Source organism: Enterococcus phoeniculicola ATCC BAA-412 (assembly GCF_000407505.1).
GTDB classification, from domain to species: Bacteria; Bacillota; Bacilli; order Lactobacillales; family Enterococcaceae; genus Enterococcus_K; species Enterococcus_K phoeniculicola.
Genome location: NZ_ASWE01000008.1, coordinates 14,238 through 34,333, shown reverse-complemented (window position 1 = coordinate 34,333; position 20,096 = coordinate 14,238). Strand labels below are relative to the sequence as shown.

General features: G+C 32.6%; 19 protein-coding genes and 1 pseudogene. 6 read left to right on the top strand and 14 right to left on the bottom strand.

Annotation, left to right across the window (positions count from 1 at the left end; translation table 11 throughout):
- The 4 genes from I589_RS17640 to I589_RS17625 all read right to left on the bottom strand — a co-directional run.
- Positions 1–1,397, bottom strand: a 1,397-nt coding sequence (locus tag I589_RS17640; RefSeq protein ID WP_016250119.1) for a vWA domain-containing protein, incomplete at its 3' end; no start/stop codon positions are given.
- Positions 1,398–1,621: 224 nt separating this feature from the next.
- On the bottom strand, positions 1,622–2,107 hold the full coding sequence (locus I589_RS17975) for a TetR family transcriptional regulator (RefSeq protein ID WP_010766744.1): 486 nt from the start codon (positions 2,105–2,107) through the stop codon (positions 1,622–1,624).
- 829 nt (positions 2,108–2,936) lie between these two features.
- Positions 2,937–4,040: a tyrosine-type recombinase/integrase gene (locus tag I589_RS17630; RefSeq protein WP_010766743.1), complete on the bottom strand. Its 1,104-nt coding sequence runs from the start codon at positions 4,038–4,040 to the stop codon at positions 2,937–2,939.
- A 418-nt stretch (positions 4,041–4,458) separates the two neighbouring features.
- Positions 4,459–4,737: a hypothetical protein gene (locus I589_RS17625; RefSeq protein ID WP_010766742.1), complete on the bottom strand. Its 279-nt coding sequence runs from the start codon at positions 4,735–4,737 to the stop codon at positions 4,459–4,461.
- A gap of 206 nt (positions 4,738–4,943) precedes the next feature.
- On the opposite strand from I589_RS17625, the gene I589_RS17620 reads away from it, so the two are divergent.
- Complete coding sequence (locus tag I589_RS17620; protein ID WP_010766741.1) at positions 4,944–5,204, top strand: helix-turn-helix transcriptional regulator; 261 nt, start codon at positions 4,944–4,946, stop codon at positions 5,202–5,204.
- 496 nt (positions 5,205–5,700) lie between these two features.
- Here the strand turns inward: I589_RS17620 and I589_RS17615 are convergent, their stop codons facing one another.
- Positions 5,701–6,009, bottom strand: coding sequence for a DUF3784 domain-containing protein (locus I589_RS17615; RefSeq protein ID WP_010766740.1), 309 nt, complete (start codon positions 6,007–6,009; stop codon positions 5,701–5,703).
- Between the two features lie 643 nt (positions 6,010–6,652).
- Here I589_RS17615 and I589_RS18820 point away from each other — a divergent pair.
- Positions 6,653–6,995: pseudogene (locus I589_RS18820) on the top strand (transposase); the annotation flags it as partial.
- 219 nt (positions 6,996–7,214) lie between these two features.
- Here the strand turns inward: I589_RS18820 and celB are convergent.
- The 7 genes from celB to I589_RS17575 form a co-directional block, all read right to left on the bottom strand.
- Entirely contained in the window at positions 7,215–8,555 is a 1,341-nt protein-coding gene (celB, locus tag I589_RS17610) for a PTS cellobiose transporter subunit IIC (RefSeq protein WP_010766739.1), read from the bottom strand.
- A 14-nt stretch (positions 8,556–8,569) separates the two neighbouring features.
- Positions 8,570–9,073 (bottom strand): hypothetical protein, encoded by a 504-nt coding sequence (locus I589_RS17605; protein ID WP_010766738.1) that lies wholly within the window; start codon positions 9,071–9,073, stop codon positions 8,570–8,572.
- Positions 9,074–9,087: 14 nt separating this feature from the next.
- Positions 9,088–9,441, bottom strand: coding sequence for a PTS cellobiose transporter subunit IIA (locus I589_RS17600; RefSeq protein WP_010766737.1), 354 nt, complete (start codon positions 9,439–9,441; stop codon positions 9,088–9,090).
- Positions 9,442–9,459: 18 nt separating this feature from the next.
- Positions 9,460–11,442 (bottom strand): BglG family transcription antiterminator, encoded by a 1,983-nt coding sequence (locus tag I589_RS17595; protein ID WP_010766736.1) that lies wholly within the window; start codon positions 11,440–11,442, stop codon positions 9,460–9,462.
- 16 nt (positions 11,443–11,458) lie between these two features.
- On the bottom strand, positions 11,459–11,773 hold the full coding sequence (locus I589_RS17590; protein WP_010766735.1) for a PTS cellobiose transporter subunit IIB: 315 nt from the start codon (positions 11,771–11,773) through the stop codon (positions 11,459–11,461).
- A gap of 23 nt (positions 11,774–11,796) precedes the next feature.
- Positions 11,797–13,230 carry a 6-phospho-beta-glucosidase gene (locus I589_RS17585; RefSeq protein WP_010766734.1) on the bottom strand — a complete coding sequence of 478 codons (1,434 nt, stop codon included), beginning with the start codon at positions 13,228–13,230 and terminating at the stop codon, positions 11,797–11,799.
- A gap of 1,637 nt (positions 13,231–14,867) precedes the next feature.
- Positions 14,868–15,149, bottom strand: a complete 282-nt coding sequence (locus I589_RS17575) for a hypothetical protein (RefSeq protein ID WP_245561635.1) — start codon at positions 15,147–15,149, stop codon at positions 14,868–14,870.
- A gap of 262 nt (positions 15,150–15,411) precedes the next feature.
- On the opposite strand from I589_RS17575, the gene I589_RS17570 reads away from it, so the two are divergent.
- Positions 15,412–16,371 (top strand): DNA cytosine methyltransferase, encoded by a 960-nt coding sequence (locus I589_RS17570; RefSeq protein ID WP_010766732.1) that lies wholly within the window; start codon positions 15,412–15,414, stop codon positions 16,369–16,371.
- Between the two features lie 9 nt (positions 16,372–16,380).
- Here I589_RS17570 and I589_RS17565 read toward each other — a convergent pair whose 3' ends face one another.
- Positions 16,381–17,136, bottom strand: a complete 756-nt coding sequence (locus tag I589_RS17565; protein WP_010766731.1) for a hypothetical protein — start codon at positions 17,134–17,136, stop codon at positions 16,381–16,383.
- 82 nt (positions 17,137–17,218) lie between these two features.
- Positions 17,219–17,581: a helix-turn-helix domain-containing protein gene (locus I589_RS17560; protein ID WP_010766730.1), complete on the bottom strand. Its 363-nt coding sequence runs from the start codon at positions 17,579–17,581 to the stop codon at positions 17,219–17,221.
- 160 nt (positions 17,582–17,741) lie between these two features.
- On the opposite strand from I589_RS17560, the gene I589_RS17555 reads away from it, so the two are divergent.
- The 3 genes from I589_RS17555 to I589_RS17545 all read left to right on the top strand — a co-directional run bounded on the left by I589_RS17555 (position 17,742) and on the right by I589_RS17545 (position 19,917).
- Positions 17,742–18,548, top strand: a complete 807-nt coding sequence (locus tag I589_RS17555; RefSeq protein WP_010766729.1) for a LysM peptidoglycan-binding domain-containing protein — start codon at positions 17,742–17,744, stop codon at positions 18,546–18,548.
- Between the two features lie 76 nt (positions 18,549–18,624).
- Complete coding sequence (locus I589_RS17550; protein WP_010766728.1) at positions 18,625–19,596, top strand: hypothetical protein; 972 nt, start codon at positions 18,625–18,627, stop codon at positions 19,594–19,596.
- An 84-nt stretch (positions 19,597–19,680) separates the two neighbouring features.
- Positions 19,681–19,917 carry a hypothetical protein gene (locus I589_RS17545; RefSeq protein ID WP_010766727.1) on the top strand — a complete coding sequence of 79 codons (237 nt, stop codon included), beginning with the start codon at positions 19,681–19,683 and terminating at the stop codon, positions 19,915–19,917.
- Positions 19,918–20,096: the final 179 nt, after the last annotated feature.

Here is a 20,096-nt window from a genome sequence, read left to right as displayed (position 1 = left end):
CTGGCTTGTGTCCACTTGCTTGTGTCATTGCCAAAAGTTGCTTTTACATGCCAGTCAAATTCATCTGTTCGATTGCCTAAATCCACATGCTCTTTGCCTTCTACATCTTTTTCGATGCTTGGTTCTACTGGTGGAATGTCACAATCATGCGCATGCTCATTTTTTTCAATAGTTGCGGCAGGAAGCTCTTTTTGACTTTCTCCCTGAACTACTACCCCGGTACTGACTGTTGTCTCTTCATCTATTGGCGCATTTTCTTTTAATTCATATTTAATTTTTACTTCACCAGAATAATTTCCAGGTACAGTAACACTGATTTTTTGATTATTTATTTGAGTAGCTAGTTCATTTCCGTCCTCGCCTATTGCAACAGCACTTCTAATATCAAACTTGTCATCAATCGTCAAAGTTGCAGTACTGTCTGGCACTTGAGCTATCTTTTCATCAAATAAATGTTTGATTTGTTCAGTAAAATCATCAATCGAATTACTTACTATGTAGTTTTCTGGGCCATCTGCCCCAGCCTTAAGCTGATCTTTAACATATGCCCCAACTTCTTTGTAACGATTATAGTATGAATTTGGTGAGCTAAGTGCTTCTAAGCTTTCCCAAAATGCATTAATCATTATATATCCATTGTCTTTTACTTCATTGTTTAATTTTAACACTTCAGCAGCTGCTGTCTTATAATCACTACTATACTCAACAGAAACTCCGCCTTGCTGACCAGCAGGGTATTCATTTAGTGTATTATTTGTTTTATGTACTTTTCCATCTAATTGAACATTTGCCACACCATCGGTAATCAATAAGAAATATGTTTTCCTATTTGTTAAATCTCCGTGCGTTTTATTATATGTAGACAAGGCTTCTTTCAATCCTAACGCCGTAGGAGTGGTTCCCTTAGCGGTAACCGTGTTATACCCTTGCATAAATGCTTCTTTATCAAACGTTAATGGAGTTACTGTACTAACCTTAGTTGGGATATCATATCTAGAATTGTCAATCACAGTTCCATTCGCTAGCTGATAATATTGTCCACCTTGATAGGTCGTCAACATTACTCGATCTTGATCTGATAATTTAGAAACAATGTCGCAAATAGCAGCGTTTACTTTAGGAAAGTTTTCTGTAAAGCTACCACTTGCATCCTGAATAACTACTAAATCAATCGGTTCCTTTTCTTCTAACGGTAATTGAAAAGTAGCTTCACCCTCTAAAATTCTCCTACAATCTTCTAAGCTCTGATCTATGATTTTTACAATATTAGTAGGTTCACCAGAATTAGCCTCAGCTTCATTCTCAACTGCCATAGCTATCACAGGTGAAAGATTACTACCTAACGTTCCTACAATAATAATCATAGTTGAAAGTATTCTTAATAGTTTGTCTTTCAATTTTCCCTCTCCCTTATCTCCTTCTATTTATACTTTTCCAGTTTTTAATTTATATCATCTCCAAAAAACTTATTTACTCGACAAAATAAACCAATGTTATAACAAAAAATAACTTTTGATTTTCTTTAGTACTATTTGTTAGGCTATACAGTTTTGTTTTGATAAAATTTTTCCATTTAGCTAAATAATCATTCGTATTTCTTAAAAGTTGTATCATTTTCCCTTTAGACACAGGCTATTAGTTCTTGATATGTTACCTCGCTATTAATATAAATTAAACTTGTAACTACTCCTGTATATCTAGCATATATAAGTTGCTTTTTTTGAATATTTGATATTTTTTTTATTTCAGGAATCTCGCAAAACATTTTATATAAAAAGTCATTGAAGTCTTTAACTAATTCTCGATCAGTGTTTATCGATACAAATAACTTCTTATCATTTATAGTAAAATCATAGTACTTACTGAAAAAACTATTTTTATTTTCTGCTATTTCTGAAAAATAAGTGTACTTAATATATTTAAAAATATATTTTTTGAGTTCAACTTTAAGTTCATTCATATTTTCAAATTGTATATATACCGGTTGCGTTGAGATTGACAACTCCTTAGCAATTCCTCTTGCAGTTACCGAAGAAAAACCTTTTTTTATTACTAATTGAAATGCACCTTCTAAAATGAATCTTGCATCATATTGCTTATAATTCAAATACATTCACCTCGAAATGGATAGGTAAGAGTTACAAATTCCATTTTATTTCTATGTTTTTATTAATTTTTTTAACTAATCAATACTTAATTCCTATGCTTATTTATAGTAAAAATAAGCAAACTTCTTTATTATCTATTGTTAATTACATTTTCAAATGAAGAAGCTTTTAATCGTATAGAAGACACGAAAACGTTAGTAAAATTCTTCGATGTGACTAGTAACTTCTCGTATCTATCTAACTCAGATAATCTCGTTTTGCCAACAAACACAGACAATGATGATGCGTTTCATCTAATCTAAGCCTAATTAGTTACTTTGATACATTGTAAAAATTGTCCGTACTTACCCTCCTCCAGCTCATCTACTCAATTAAATAAGTATTTAAAGCTGTAAAACCTATCCTTGCAGCTTTTCAATAATTTTAAAGATATTGTCTTCAGAAATTTCATAAATTATTATTTTATGAATGGGTATATCTTCTTTATGTACATTGAAACTTTGGACACCTCCATTAACCATTATCTAAGTAAATAGATTGAACATAAATTATGTACTCAGTGGAATCAACTCTAATTTTTATCCCTCCTTTTTCATACATTGTCTATGCATATTACTAACAGATTTTTCAATTAGATAGTAAAATAGCCTAAGACACATCCTTTTTTTTTCGTGTTTGTAGTTAAAACATGACAGACTCCTTTAAGCAAGTCTACTCGCTGAATTCTATCATCTACTGACGGCTACGTTGACGGTTAAGAAATACGCCCCTTTAAAAAACAACTGTTTTTTAAAGGGGCGTATTTATAAGTGGTATCAAAATGGTTTTTTAAAATTTTTCAAGACATTGAATAGTTTGAACCTGTTCTTCATAAAACGAAGTTGTATAGATATCTAAAGTCATCTTGATTGAAGAATGTCCCAGCAGTTTACTTACTGAAGATATATTTCCTCCTAATTCTATACACCTTGTAGCAAAAGTATGCCGTAAAGTGTGAAAAGTAATAGAATAAAAGCCTAACGTTTTTTTGTACTTATCAAACAGTCGAATCAAATTTCTCGGTTCTAAAGCTTTTAGTCGTTTTGAAAAAACATACTCAGTATTTGCTTGTTTTTTTAACGTTAACAGTATTCTAAAAGCCCGTTTTGTCAGAGGTACGTAGCGTTCAGAAGATACCGTCTTTGGTGATTGATCAATGACGGATGTTTTTGCATCCAACAAAGAAGAGGCTACTCTTTGCCTAGTCCTTCTTACATAAATTTTTTTATCAACAAAGTCGACATCTCTCCATTGTAAACCGCATATCTCTCCAATACGTAATCCTGTATCTAGAGCAAAAAGAATGGGCATTCCTTGCTTTTGCTTTTCACAATAGTCCGTTAATTTTTGTTGTTCGCATTTAGATAACGCTAAAACCTTAGTTTTTTTCCATTTTGGTAAACATACCTTATCACAAATATTATATGCTAAAAAATCATGCTCCACTGCCTCTTTTAGACAACGTTTTAACAGCGAAAAAATAATATGAATAGAGCTTGTTTTCAGAATTTCACTCTTTTCATTAACCCATTCATCCAATAAATCCTTACTTATATCTCTTAGCTTGAGATGCCCAAAATAGGGTAATAAATGAACGTCTATTTTATTTTGATAACTTGATAGTGTACTTGGCTTTATTCCCTTTTTTTCTATTTTATTTATCCAAATAGTTACCCAATCATTGAAAGTAATGTGATTACGAATCCTTTTTTTACGATTCTCATTACTTCCCTGATATACAGCCCTCTTTATAATGACTTGTTCCCTTACCATTTGATATTTTTTTCCATAAATATACCCATAATATATAGAGCCATCAGACTTTCTTCCTTTAGGATAACGACCTTCCCAGCGACCATCTTTCCGTTTATATATATTCTCTCCTCGAGCCATAAATTGTTTCCTCCCAATTGTAAATATTGACGGCGTAAATGACGGCGTATAAAAAATGAAAAATTTAATTATTTTTTGTAAAAAAATCCTTCTTATTCTATTTACTCGGCAATTTTTGTAACGTTTTAATTCAAAATGATTGTCTTTTTTTGAAAAATAACGTATATTTTTAATTACGATTGTTCTTTTATCGTATTTTAACTACAAACACGACGGCTTTTTATAATATCACAATTTTCTCTATACAACAAACGGTGTTTTTTTGTATAAAAAATTCAGTCTTAACGGAAAAATCTTCTCACAGTTTTGAATAATATATTAGATTTATTAAGTTAATTTTATCTATCTCTTAATCAAATTCTATCCTATCAAAAAATCATTTAAATTCATTTTCCACAACTTATTCACTGTTTATGATTTAGCACATATAATGAAATTTTTTGACCTCTGAAACTAATTTAGCTGAATTCATATGGATTTCAGAACACGGAACAAAGAAGGAGCGACCTTGTCCTGCCACATTCCGATTCGCTACAAATGTGCTTCCAGCGTTTTCTTCCTTTTGAGAATTCTCTTCTAGCGTATCAGTAATTTCTGGCAAATTTACCTCTTTTTGTTCGAAAGCTAGTACATTTAACGGGACAATGCAAAAAGAAACGACGACCAACGACAATAAAGTAAAGAAAATTTTTTTCATAATCATCCTCCATCCTCTTTTTGAAAGCGCATTCAATTAATATAGTACGCTACTTTAAATAATGTGTCTGTTAAAAGCTCCTCTAAAACAGCAATGTCACAAATTGTGGCGATAAAATATTTATTTCTTTTTATGTTGGCTACAATAATTAATTATTCTATGATTAAATATAATTAATTCAGTTGTACACCTTGGGAGGAAACTATATGGAATTCAGTGAAATTTTAAGAGAAAAAAGAGCTTTATTAGGCATTACTCAAGAAGAGTTAGCAAAAGAATTAAATGTTAGTCGCTCGGCTATCTCCAACTGGGAAATTGGTCGAAATTATCCAGATGTTCAGACGCTCATTGACTTAGCCAAAATTTTAGATTTATCTTTAGACTCTTTATTGAATACAGATAATAAAATTTTAAAAAAAGTTGATAGAAAATTACCAAAGAAAAAAAAGCTCAAAAAAATTGGTTAGTATGCTCAACTTTATTCATTATTGAGATAACTACTAATTTTTTTATTCTTACAAAAATATCCACTGTTAATTCTATAAAATCCACCGAACCAACCACATCTAAACATCGTAAAGATAGACTGTATAACAAAGAAGTCAACAACCATTTCAAGTAATTGTATGTGGTAGCTGACTTCTTTATCCTATTAATTGCCTGAATTCCTATTTTTCAACCAGCTCATAATAATTATCAATAGTTTTCTCTGCGTAGAGTTTCAGTAAATTAAAAATAGTGACTAGCGCACGTATATAAACTTTCTGTAATTCCATAATGAACAAGCAAAATAGACACTCTCAAAAAAAGAAAGTGTCTGACTAGTTTCGGATGGTAATTGATTTTCTGAGAAATCTTAGAACCTTAAATAAATAACAACAATAATATGCCCTTCAGAAGAGCACACTAAGAATTTACTCTCCTTAAAAATTAATCGGTATATACTCTTTTATAAATATTTTTTTAAATTTCTTTTCTTTTATCACTTACATTTACATATATCACACCAATAATAACAATTGCAAGCTGGAGAATAAAATAAAATGTTTGCGCTTCTGGATGAATTAACATTCCAAAAATAATCAAGCAGGACAATAACAACATTGTACCGATTACTTTACCTATAAATCTTCCATTTAATTTTTTTCTCTTTTCCTTGCTCATTGTATTATATCCAGCAACTAAAAAGAGCCATCTTCCTCTAAACAACTGTACACCACCAACAAAAAATATCATCCCTATTACTAACGCAATAACATTGTTACTAGTCATATGGCAGCCTCCTTAACGGTTACTTGTATAATAGCAATTATACCACAGTTTTTAATCTGTCTTCCCTAATCAATAGGATCCTTTTATACATACAATGCTTTAATCCAAGAATTGCGCATAAGCTGATTCTTCACAATTCCAAGGGGTGACATTTTTTCAATGATGCGTCAGAACTCTTCAATGAGGACACCTTGTTAAACTATTCTCTCTCTACTCAAATAAATAATGAAGGTTAATACATACCGACCAGTATTTTTATTCCACAGAGTCAATTTTTATTAGATGAAAATAGAGACTTAATCACTCAACTATTAGACCCTGATAATCTCTCTGATGAAAGATATTTTTGCCAACCTCATGATTGAATGAGCACAACAGATGCAAAGTTTCCGAATCCTATAAAAGCAAAGAAGCAAACAAGTAGCTTGGATTTAAATAATTTCATGATTCATAGATATCAATTAGATGCAGATAAACGTTTCAGTTAAAAGATGTTCTTATTTTTTTGTAAAAAAATAATCCAGATATCAATCAATTTGGCTGATATCTGGATTATTCGTTAGGACTAACATCCAATGCTCTTTAAAATTACTTTTTAATTAGAAAATGGCAATATTTACAACAACTACAGTGCGCTCAAACATTTCCCCTCTTTCAAAAGAGATATGTAACCGAATCAGAGGTTTTGGACCATCTCCTAACCGTGGATTCTGACCTCAGAGAAAGCTATAAAATTTATCAAGAACTCTACCTTTGAAAATAAGGATTATGAGGGCTTCTTTACTTGTATTGACCAACTGCCTATGCAGTTGAATAAGGGATTCAAGAAAGCCCTTCTCTACCTGAGAAAACATCAGAAAGCCATTTGTAATGCCTTGATATACAGCTATTCTAACGGGAAACTAGAAGGGAAAAATGACCTAATCAAGCGGATTGCTTTTTGGTTTCGAACATTTCGTCACCTATGTCTGCGGACTCTTGTCTAACAAAGTCTCTGTGAACTCATAAAAAAAACAAAAAAGAGAACACCGAAATATTCTCAATTCTGCGACTTATTTTTAAAACAACACCATTTGACAAAGAGCCGAAATAATCCCCACCTATAAATTCCAGACCCAATCTCTTATACTTATTTACAATCATAGTTTATAAATAAGTGGTACTAAAAAACCGCCTCACAAAAAGAGACGGTTCAATTATTTTAATTAGGCTGCTAATTCTTTTGCTTTATCTTGTTCTTCTTTTAACAGTTTATTGTCATAGAATCTGATAAATGGAAACCAGATTGCAAAAGCTAATATTGCACATAACACAGCTAAAACAGCTGCTTTCCAGTCACCACCAGAACCAATAAATGCACCAATTCCTACTGGAGATGGCCAAGGCATTTGTGCTAGCATTGGTTTAACAATTTCAAATTTAATAGCAAAATATGCTAAAGATGCTGAAGCCATTGGTGCTAAGAAGAATGGTAATGCTAAAAATGGGTTGTACACAATAGGCATACCAAAAATAATCGGCTCATTAATATTAAAGATACCTGGTACAAGAGAAGCTTTTCCTAGAACTTTTAATTGATCTGATTTTGCCACGAAAGCAATAAAGATAATCAATCCTAATGTTGCTCCAGAGCCACCAACAGTTACATAAGAGTTATTGAATTCACCAGCTAATGGATAATTTGCCCCTGCAGCATTGGCAGCCATATTGGCTAGTACGATTGGTGTTAGAAAAGAAGTAATAATATTTGCTCCATGAATCCCGACAATCCATAATGCATGGATTAAGAAGTAAATTACCATAATCCCTAGCCATGTATTGGTCAAATTAGTTACAAAACTAAAAGGAATGTAGATTACTTTAAAAATATCTGTACCAAGTACAATCAAAATACCGTTAATAATCATTACAACAAAGGCGATTACAAAAGTTGGAATTAATGCGGTAAAAGAACGTGAAACACCTGGTGGCACGACATCTGGCATTTTAATTACTAAATTACGTTTTACACATAAGCAATATAGTTCAACTGCAATAACAGACATGATAATACCAGTAAAAATACCAGACGTCCCTAGACGTTCAGCAAAAGATCCCATACGAATCCCATTTACTACTTTTTCAGTATCCGTAATAGAGTTAACTAACGTCATTTTTCCCCCTTCCCAGACAATTTCAGGGATACACATAAAGAATGCAAAGACTGCTAAGAGTGCCCCTGTTAAGGGGTTAACATTTAAACCTTGTTCATCTCGTTCAATAGATGTTAATTCATAAGCGAAAACGATTGCAAAATAAATGGCTAAAATACCCATTGTCATAGTATTAGCTACCATATATAAGTCACTGATTTTGAAAAAACTAGCTTCAAATATTCCCTCTAACCCAGAAAATGCTACTGGCAACACATTTAAAACCAAAAACATTGAACCAACAATAGTAAATGGAATGGAAGCCATTCCGGCTGCCATGACAGCGCGTACTATTTTCATTTGAGCGACTTTCCCCATCGGTCCCATTAAATATTTTTGTAAAAAGTTAAACATATCTTACTCCCCTTTCATAGATACAACGATTTTTCATATTGTTTAATCCGTTGATAGTGCTTGTCATTATTGCTACTGATATCGCGTAAACGATGTTGAATCCATAAACAGAAAAAACAACCAATTAAAAGTGCTGCCACAATAAAAGTACGGCCATTTATTCCTTGCTTCATAAAAGGAAACAACACTTGGAATAATGGTGTAAAAGTGGCTAGTAACAATCCAACATTGACGATTAACTGCAACCAGTAATACCCACTTGTCCGCGGTGTTATATTTTGGGGTGTACTGTACAATTTTGCTTGTTCAAAGACAGCTGGTAAAACACTGAGAATTAAAAGAGCTGGAATAAAAATCATTTTTCCTTGAACTAAAAACAATGCAATCAACCAGTATAAATTAATAAAAAAAAAGCCCGCGCTCAGATACCGAACGAAAAGATAACGATTAAAATACATTGTTTTAAGACTTAGCTTTTTACGATTTAAATTGAGGGCTTTTTTATCGGCATCTTTCATGATTTTACCTCCTTTTAATTTTTTATATTTTGTGCAATTTGCTCATAAAGATATTTCATTTCTTGCGCAACTTCTAGTAAGGTCATCGTCGTCATCAAATGATCTTGTGCATGAACCATGATAATTTCCATTTCAATTTTTTTTCCGCCAGCGTAATCTTTTAATAATGCTGTTTGCGATTTATGTGCTTGTAAAATTTCCTCATTTGCTTTTGTTAAGAGTTGTTCTGCATGACTAAAATCACTTTTTCTCATAGCTGCAAATGATTTATGGATAGTAGTACGGGCGTTACCGCTGTTTAAAATAATCTCAAAAGCTGCCACTTGAATTTCCTCACTACTCATAACCTTTTCAATGTCTTGTGTCATAATCTTCCTCCCTCCTTTTTACATTAGTTGTAAAAATAGTTGCCTAAAATTCGCAAAAGTTGGTTCTGCCAATATTTTTTCCTGAAACGATAAACAATCTACTAACTTCACAATCGCTTTAGTCATAACGGTAATTCCTTTGTTTTCAACATAAGAAGGAGAAATCAAAAAGACAAAATGAATTTTCTTTTCTTCATCCCAGCTCATTCCCCCTGGAATCAACGCCACCGCAATTTTGGTAGATATCCCCACCGGTAGTGCTGGATGCGGAACTACAACACTTTCACTAAAAATAATCTGTCCCATTTGTTCACGGTGATTAATTTGTTCTAATAATTCCTTGGGATAATTTTCAGCTTCATTAATGCGTAATAATTCTGCCAATTCTTGTAAAACCTGCTTTTTGGTTGGCTCAATGTCATAGAGTTTAAAATACTTTTCTCCCATCTGTTCCATGAGCATATTTTCTTTACGCTGATCTTTTCTATCATTTAACTTAAGGCTTGTTATCTGCCGGCTTTTGGTACTAATTTTATGAATTGCTTTACGAATTCTTGAAACATCGTCATCATTTAGAAAAACACTAACCTGAATAACTGGAATGGGAAAAACCATAGCCGAAAGATCAATAGAAGAAATGATTAAATCTGCATCATTTAAACTAGTCTCATTAATTTCATAATAGCCCTGAACGTTGGTAACTGTAATATGATTATCAAATTCATTAACAACTCGATTTTTTAACAATTGTGCGCTGCCATAACCAGTAGCACAAATAATCAAAGCGTGGACCTTTTGCATATCTTTTGCTTTTTCCATCGCCGCCATTACGTGTAAAGTTAAATACGCCCATTCATCATCGGTAATTTGATAATCCTTTAAAACTGGCATCTGACCTAAAAATTTTTTAGTCAACTCAAAGGCCTGAGGATAATTATTTTTTATTTCTCCTGTTAATGGATTATCCAAAGAAATTTTTCTTTCCAGTCGAACTAACATCGGCTTTAGATGATCCAATAGGCCACTTTTCAGCTGGTAATCTTCGCTTAGAGAATAGCCTAGACTGTTACTTAATAGCGCAATAGCCTGTGTTAATGCTCCTTTTAGTTCTTGATTTTCTTCTCCAACAGGATGATTTGATTTTGCCATTAAGTGTAAGGCAAGATAAGATATCTCTTCTGAGGGAAATGCAATTTTAGAAAATATCTCTATCCGGCTGACTATTTTTCTAGCAACTTCATATTCTATCTTTTCAGAAATGTCAGCCGTTATCCCAAGTTCCTTAATTTCAAAACCTTCTTTTAAACGCTTAATACTTAAGGCAATATGCAGAACTAAATTTTGAATTATAATGTCAGATATTTTTAATTTAGCCTCTCTAATCTCATCCAAAATAATAATCGTCAATTCTTCAAAACTAATATCTTGAAAAAGTGGACCATTCCCTAGATATTTTTTAAGCGAATTAGTATAATTTTTCCCAAAAAAAGTATCTAAAATAAAATGACGTTTGCTCCGTTCATCCCCCTTAACAAAAAGACCCACACCATGCTTTGAAGCAAGTGTTAATGTGTATGGTTTTAGTTTCTCTTTAATTTTTTGCATATCTTTACTCAAAGAAGAGCGACTAATAAACAATTCTTCAGCCAAGTCATCTAAATTTATTGTTGCCTCTTCTAGTAACAGCTTATTTAGAATATAATTTTCCCGATCTGTAATATCAGAAATTAAGGGGGTCTTTTCTTCATTAATTAAGGTAATCTCTTGTTTTGCCAAAAAAAGATCAAAACTCAATTTATTGACAATGGTCAAACAATAACCATAACCTTGCTTGGAAGTAATCACTCCCCCGTTTTCTACAACAAGTTCTTTTAGACGCGTGATATATGTGCGGACGGTACGGTCAGACAATGACAACTCAGAGGCCAAATGCTGGCTAGTAACAAAATCACCTTGATACTGGATTAAGCGCAAGAGCAATTCTCTTTCCTTTGGTCTCATTATCTTCCCTCATTTTCTAAATATTTTCTTCAATAACTTCACTTAATTTTTGAATACCCGTTGGAATTGGCACATAGGCTTGAAATGGAATACTAACAACAGGTTTACCAACTTCTGATCCTAATTTTTTAAATTTATCTAAAAACATGGTTGTTTGTGGCGAAATTAAAAATAAATCAAAATCACTCGTTTTAATCATTTTGTCACCTTCTGTCGCAGAGACAGCATCGACAGCAATTTCTTCTCCTTTATTTTTAAAGTATTCTGTTGTTTTTGCTGCCATCATTGAAGATGACATTCCAGCTGCACAAATTATTAAAGCTTTTTTCATATCCATACACTCCCTAAATTTATCTAAATTTTTTCACCATTTGCTTTTATCACTTCTTGATACCAATAAAACGAATCTTTTTTACTTCTTTCTAAAGTCCCATTGCCTTTATTATCTTTATCAACGTAGATAAAACCATAACGTTTTTCCATTTCTCCCGTTCCGGCCGAAACTAAATCAATACATCCCCATGGAGTATACCCCATCAAGTAAACCCCATCTTCAATTACTGCTAACTTCATTTGTTCAAGATGTGATTTTAAATAGTCAATACGATAATCATCATGGACACTACCATCTGCTTCTTTTTTATCGTAAGCACCAAAACCATTTTCGACAATAAATAATGGTAAGTGGTACATGTCTGTAAACCAGTTTAATGAATAACGTAAGCCAACAGGATCGATTTGCCAGCCCCAATCAGAGGCTTTAATAAATTCATTACGTACTAAATCTTTTGTTTCGTCATAATCATAGTGAACATTTTTTTCATGGTGAACAATTGCATGAGACATATAATAACTAAAACCGATATAATCGACCGTGCCTTCTTTCAATGCTTTTTCATCTTCACTTGTAAAATCAATTTTAATTCCTTTACGTTCCCAATACTTCAAAATGTGATTTGGATAAAAGCCATGAACATGAACATCACAGAAGTAATAACGTTTCTCCATTGATTTTAACGACATCAATGCATTTTCAGGCTTGTCATTTAACGCATATAATGGGGAAAAAGCAATCATACAGCCAATTTGAAAATCTGGATTAATAGATTTTCCAATTTTTACCGCTTTGGCACTAGCAACAAGCTCATAATGAGCCGCCTGATACATAATGGCTTCTCTATCTTCTCCTTCTTGATAAAAAATACCAGAGTTTGTAAATGGGGCGAAATCTTCATGGAAGTTTGCTTGATTATTAATTTCGTTAAACGTCATCCAATAGTTCACTTTATCTTTGTATCGTCTAAAACAAACTTCAGCAAAGCGGAGGAAAAAATCAATTAACTTGCGATTACGAAAGCCACCGTACTCTGTTACTAAGTGATAAGGCAACTCAAAATGTGATAACGTTACAACTGGTTCAATATTATGTTTAAGACATTCATCAAATAAGTCATCATAAAATTTCAACCCCGCTTCGTTAGGCTCCGTCTCGTCCCCATTAGGAAAAATTCGTGTCCAAGCAATTGATGTTCGAAAACATTTGAAGCCCATTTCTGCAAAAAGGGCAATATCGCCTTTATAACGGTGATAAAAATCTATTCCTTCATGATTTGGGTAATATTCGTTTGGTAAGACACCATCTGTAATGGCACGGTATTTGGTTGGGGAACCTACAGTCATAACGTCAGCAACACTGACACCTTTGCCACCAGCTTGCCACGCACCTTCCAATTGATGAGCTGCAACTGCCCCACCCCAGAGAAAATCTTTTGGAAAACTCGTTGTCATTTATTCTCCTCCTTATTTGTTATTTACATGCATAGTATATTTTGAAACCGCTTTCCAAACAAATGGAATATTTCCTTAGTACTCCGGAAAAAAATTCCATTACCCTCTTTGAAACAGTATCTTTATAAAAACATCGAACTCGTCTGTTTTCTCCCTATTTCATAAAAAAATAGCGAAAGATACGTTTGACGTTATCTAATTGTGATATCAAATTATTAGGTATTGGATTTACTTATTTTATTATTTATACATTACAGAACTTTCTACAAACTAAAAATCTTTGTCAGATAGACAAGGATTTTTAGTTCGTTTACTATTTCTCAAATAGTGAAGTGTTTTCAATACAACGTGTTGCTTCTCTCAACAGCAAGTGATGGTTATATCTATCACAAATGGTTAAATCATATTACTGAATACCATCCATCAAATCCATTTTCTTTGAATTTCAAACACGACATTACCACAACGTTAATATTGATATACTCCACAACCATGGATAAGCTACCCAATCAAAAATTGACACGGATTCTATTTAGCTTCCAAGGAGAAGATGGGTATGATGAATTTCTAGTGAAAACAGTAAAAGTATTTTTAAGTGATAAAATGAAAGTAGACTTTTCTTTCGAAAAATCAATCACAAAACAAATGATGGAAACAACGAGGTCGGGACAGAAGTGTTCAGCTCCGAGAAATAAGAAGGAATTCACGAAGATTGTTCCTCAAATCTTTGGGAATTTCAGCTTATTTTCGAAGCCTTCAACTCTAGCATGTCTCATGCGTAGAAGTTGTTGAGAGCGAAACGCAGTGGAGATGAGTTGCTTCTGTTCCCGCCGTTTATTAAGATTTTACAAAGGTGTGGAATAGCTTAATTAGTTATGTCCCATCCACAATTACGATTTACCTTTTACCAAAGACCCACCCTGTCCGAATTGTTCATTTATCCTATTTACCAAATGCAGTAGAATAGACAGCCCTAAAAAATACGCTGTTAAACTTACAACAAGAATGAAGTACGTCCCCTAAGTAACACGGGGTACCAAACTCATTGAAAATCTCTCTGAGGGTTACTATGAAAGGACTCACGAGCATTATTCAAAGATTTAATTTTTGTCAAAATCAGCTAAATAATAAACCAAAAGACGTGTAAACGGACCGGCTGTCAATGGAAAATCCGAGTTCGTTTACACGTCTATTTGCGTTTTCATAAAAAAGAAATTTTTCCGATATGAGCTGATAGTACCTAACCTAGGTCTTAAAAACAATCAATTCAAAATCTCATAAATTTTTTTCGTATCTAAACGTACAAAAAAAGACACTTTCCAAATGAATGAAAAGTGTCCTGAAACCGTTGGTATAACAACGATTAACGTTTTGAAAACTGTGAAGCTTTACGAGCTTTTTTAAGACCTGGTTTTTTAGCACCAAATTATAGTAAATATTAAAATCCTTATAAAACATAGTGTTCAGCAACACTGTAGTGAGAAAGAATTCAATTTTTTTAGATTTGTTTTAGTTAAATGGTGTGAATTTTTGAAATAAAAAAAATAATTGCGAGCCGAAAATTAATAATCATTCTCAATATATAAAATTTTCCATTATACAAATGCCTTATTCATATAATTATTTAGTTCTAAAAGTTATTTCCCTATCATGTTATAATATCCTAATGTTTTTATCTGCATCAAGGTACCATTATAAGATTTATGTAGTATATTGGAAACTTGAGTTACAGACAAATTCTGATTATTCTCTATAAAACTTTTTTCTACATCTGTCATTCTTCTTCGTTCATTCTGCGTACTATACTTATGAAGCCCTTGTTTAAGAGCAATTTCATATAGGCTTTCTAAGCTAAAATCATATTTTTTAATTAGTTCATCAATACTTAAGGTTTTCCAATCATGTACAGCTATTTCCATTATTGTCAACACCTCTTCCTTCTATATTAAATTAAAACTACGCCAATGACAATTTCCTTTTGACATGTTAAACTAAGTAACGTAAATAATTTAAATACTACTATTCATCAATTTTTATTATACTCCATTTTGAATCGATTTTAAATTAGAGAATATGCAGATTGACCTAAATAGTAAATTATTGATATTGGCAAATAAAAAACATATTCAATTATAAAATTTGTCTTATAAACATTTTAAAACAATATATGGAGTTGATTAAATGGCTAACTTTACCTTCATTGACCTATTTGCAGGGATAGGTGGAATAAGAATCCCTTTTGAAGAACTAGGTGGAACTTGTGTTTTTAGTTCCGAAATTGATAAACATGCTGCATTGATGTATGAACAAAATTTTAAAGAAAAACCCTTTGGTGATATAACTAAAATAGAAACCGAAACTATTCCAGATCATGATATACTACTTGCCGGCTTTCCGTGTCAACCCTTTAGTATAATGGGAGAAGGCTTAGGATTCGCAGATACACGAGGTACAATGTTCTTTGAGATTGAAAGGATTTTAAAAGATAAAAGACCAAAAGCTTTTCTTTTGGAAAATGTAAAACAGCTAAAAGGTCATGACAAAGGTCGAACATTAAAAATTATTCTAGATAAATTAAAAAGAATCGGATACAAGGTTCAGTGGAAAATATTAAATGCTTTAGATTTTGGGTTACCTCAAAAAAGAGAAAGAATTATAATCGTTGGCTTCCTAAATCATGAAATTGACTTTACCTTTCCAGAACCCAAGTTAAAAAAGAAATATAAATTAGAAGATATTCTAGAAGCAGATAACGATGTTGAAGCAAAATATTTTGCTTCCCAAGATATTGTACAAAAGAGAAAAGAACGTGTTGTTGATAAAAATCCCTTTTACCCATCTATTTGGCATGAAAATAAATCCGGAAATATTAGTATTTTAGATTACTCTTGTGCTTTAAGAGCAGGTGCTTCTTACAATTATCTACTTGTTAATGGTAAACGAAGATTGACTCCTAAAGAATTATTAAGATTACAGGGCTTTCCCAATAACTTTAAGATAGTTGTATCCGATCAACAAATTAGAAAACAAACAGGAAACAGTGTTGCTGTGCCTGTAATAAGAGCTGTAGCAATAAAACTAGTAGAAGCATTGGAAGCTAATAATTTATCTGTAATTTCCAAAAAAGTAGCCGTTATATAGGCTACTTTTTTATTGAACAATATTGTACCAAGAGTTGTCAAAAGCCAAGTCATCAAGTGCTTTTTCCTTATCAATTAAAGTTGGAACTTTATTCAATCTTATTTTTAAAGCATTCATAGGCACATTCTCATGAATAGTGAATTGAGAACCATGAGGTTGCCATGTAAATTTGATTATCTCCGTATTTTTAATTAAACCATTCAAGTTTCCCCTTTTATTCCAAACCCAATCATACTCACTAGAATCATATCTAACTGTATCTTTTTCAAAAAGAACAAATTCTGTAAGTTCCTTATTTCTGATTAATACACATGTTCTTACAAATTTATATTTTTGTCTTATTGCAGATACTCTCTCATTCCAAATTCCAAGAACTTCTTCACCTAATCTAAAAGGATCAGCAGATTTAGTGATATTATCCTCATCATAAGAATAGATAGGGGAATTTCTTCCAGATATTAATCTAACCGACTTAGTGCTAAAAATAGTTTTCGAAGATGATAGAACGGTTTTAGCACCCCAAGCACTTTGATTCATAATTATATCATCTAAACCGATGTTTGATGGCTTCCAATCTGCATTTATACTATCTGCGAAAATACGTTCCCAATCATCTCCTGTTATAACTGGATATTGATTAGTTAAATGTACATATGTGATATTTCCACAAAATTTCTCTACAAAAGCCGAAGGAAACATACCCAAAGGATATTCTGGTTTAACTTTATTTACACTTTTTAATCGCGGTTGTTTGAAGTATTCCATTTCTCTCTCCTTTCTTTTTTCTTATATTATATACAAAATATGTTCTACTTGCCATTGTATCTTATAAAGCACAATAATTTCTCTATTTAATGAATAATAATGACTGAATTATCTTAATATATTCATCTCTATTTGGATGTATATCAATTTCCTTAATTAAATCCACCAATTCAGGAGAAGTTTCTTCAACTACTCGCTTTTCTTGTTCAAACTCATCAAAAAATTCTGAATAAGAAACATCTAACCCTTTTAAAATAGCTGTAAAAGTAACTAAAGATATTTTAACAGCACCCTTTTCAATCTGCCCAACGGTACTCCTACTTATAGCAGCTCTTTCAGCTAGATTTTCTTGTGTGATTCCTTTTTTCTTCCGAAGATAGACAATATGATTAATAATTCTGTCAGCTTCATTTTTTGCAAACTTTTTTACATCTTCTTCGTTCATTATTAATCCTCCATCCCAATTTCTATTTAAAGTCTAAATGATAGATAAGTTCTACTCCATTCATCAAAAACTACATTTTTTTATTTTGTTTGAAATAATGAGAATTTGTTGTATAATATTCGATGAGCAATAAATAAATTAAGAAAAAGGAGTTTTTTAGATGAAAAAGATTTTAGTTATATCAGTCGTTAGTGGCACAATGCTTTTTGGTATGCTTTTAGCCTCAAACGAATCTCATGCAGCGGAGTGGACAGCAAATACACCTGACCGCATTCAAATTAGTGACGGACAAACAAGTTACACAATGGTATTTGGAGATACGCTTTGGGCGATTTCACAAAAAACGAATTTGAACTTACAAACATTGGCAGATTTAAACAAAGTGAATTTATTGGCAGGCGATCAGTATGGGCTACAAGTGGGACGTGTGATTTCATTTGATGGGGCGACTGTAACGGTTACGGAAAGTGATGGTACTGTGGTAAACCAAGCAACGGTAACAGATGAAAACAAAGTAAACAGTGAACAAGCAGTAGGTCAAGCCGTTGATCCAACAGCAACAGAGCAAAATTATGGTGGTTCAGGGTTAGCAGCAAGTGGTTATGTGGACAATGGAGATGGTACATCAACAAACACATCTACAGGAGAAGTGATTGACAATGCGACAGGGGCACCTGTTACACCAACACCAACGCCAACAGAACCAAGTACACCAGCGGAACCAACGGAACCGACAGAGCCGACAGAGCCAACTGACCCATCCGAACCAGAAGTACCGGAAGGACCATATGCAGGAGATATTCTATCAGGAGTAGAAAATGGGCTTGTAGGAACCTATACAGATGATGAAGCATTGATGGATGCGATGGATGCTTACAAATTGGCAAATGATTTACATGGTAGTGAATGGGATTACCTAATTTTAAGTAATGGTTATGGATGGTATGCAGTGTGGGTAAACCAATAAATGACTTGGATAAAGAGTAGGGATAAAATTATCCTCTACTCTTCTTTTTAGATTAAGTGAGAAAGAAGGATAATATATGAATAGAAAAAAATCATTTTACATCACTATAATTTTAGGAATAGCAATTTTGATAGGTATATGGGCATACTTTACGTTTAATACACCATTGGATCAAGCAAATAAAGATGCAGAGGTAGAACAGAAAGAACAAACAACTAAATCGAATAGTACATTGAAAGAGTTGTTAGGAACAAAAGAGGATGTACCTACAGCAGAACAAATGAATAATAAGTTGGGAAATGACTATTCAGGTGAAGATGTAGAAAAAGAATACGGTGAAGGTGTAGCACGACTATATTATGCAGGGATGATTGTTCCGAATAGTGAGGTATCTAAGTTGGAGGGTAGTGAGGCGTTACGCCAAATGAAGGAGATTATGATGCCCGATAAATATGTAAGTGGGTATGTGACAAATTCGATTGTGTATGATGAGGAGAATAATTATCAGAAAAGTGTAGTACCTAGTCCATTAATGTTAAGTGAAGGGCAATATTTTGTGACAGAAACGGGTTATGCGGAAGTAGCCTCTAACATTTCTGCAGGGTATTTCTATGTAGTATCGGATTGGAATAATTTAGGGAAATCCGCAATAGAAGGCTATTTAATTGCAGATAAAGATATGAATGTGATGGATTTTATTAATTCAATTGATACATTTACATTAAATGGGGAAGAACTAGGCTATTTAGGAGAGTTTACTGCGTATACAGATAAATTGAATGAAATTGAGGATCAGGAAAGTCGCACAGCGATGATAGAAGAAACACAAGAACTAGGCTATTTAGGAGAGTTTAGTTTGGCAAATCAAATGATGGCTAAAGAGAATGCAGAAGATTTAACGATATTGGCAGGAACAGTAATACAGATAGTTGGGGTATTTGATGAGTTAGATCAAGAAACAGCTGTTGTAGAATTGAATGGTGTGGCGTATGATTTGGCACCATTAGAAGAGAATAAAGAAGTGTCATTAAAAGAAACAGACTACTAGCACAATTAAATAATTATAGTCGCATTATTACTGCTGTGTTTCTTCTTTCTATGCGGTATTATAATCCTCAAAAGGAGGAGCACAATGGACTATTCACAATTATTTTCTGATTTAGAATGGCTTAATCTCAGAGATATTAAACTTTTAGTTGGAGAGAAGCCAGTCCAGATATTCATCAATACAGAACCTGATCAATATATACTAGAAATTTACCTATCAGAAATATGTATTTTTGATAAAAAAGTGGAGGATATGATTAATTTAGATATCCTTAAAAGATTTCTAATATGTCTTTTTAATGTGGAAGAAATGATTGTATAAATTGTTATTTATTTAGTTATAAGAGAATCGACTATTTTCGTGAATAAAATAGGTGGTTCTCTTTTTTCATTGCTGTCATGCTATTTGTTAGTGAGAATCAGTTAAACATTATAGCTGATTGATTTTTTTTAGTGAGAATTGATTAGACATATCAGGTATAAAATCATTGTATTTTACTA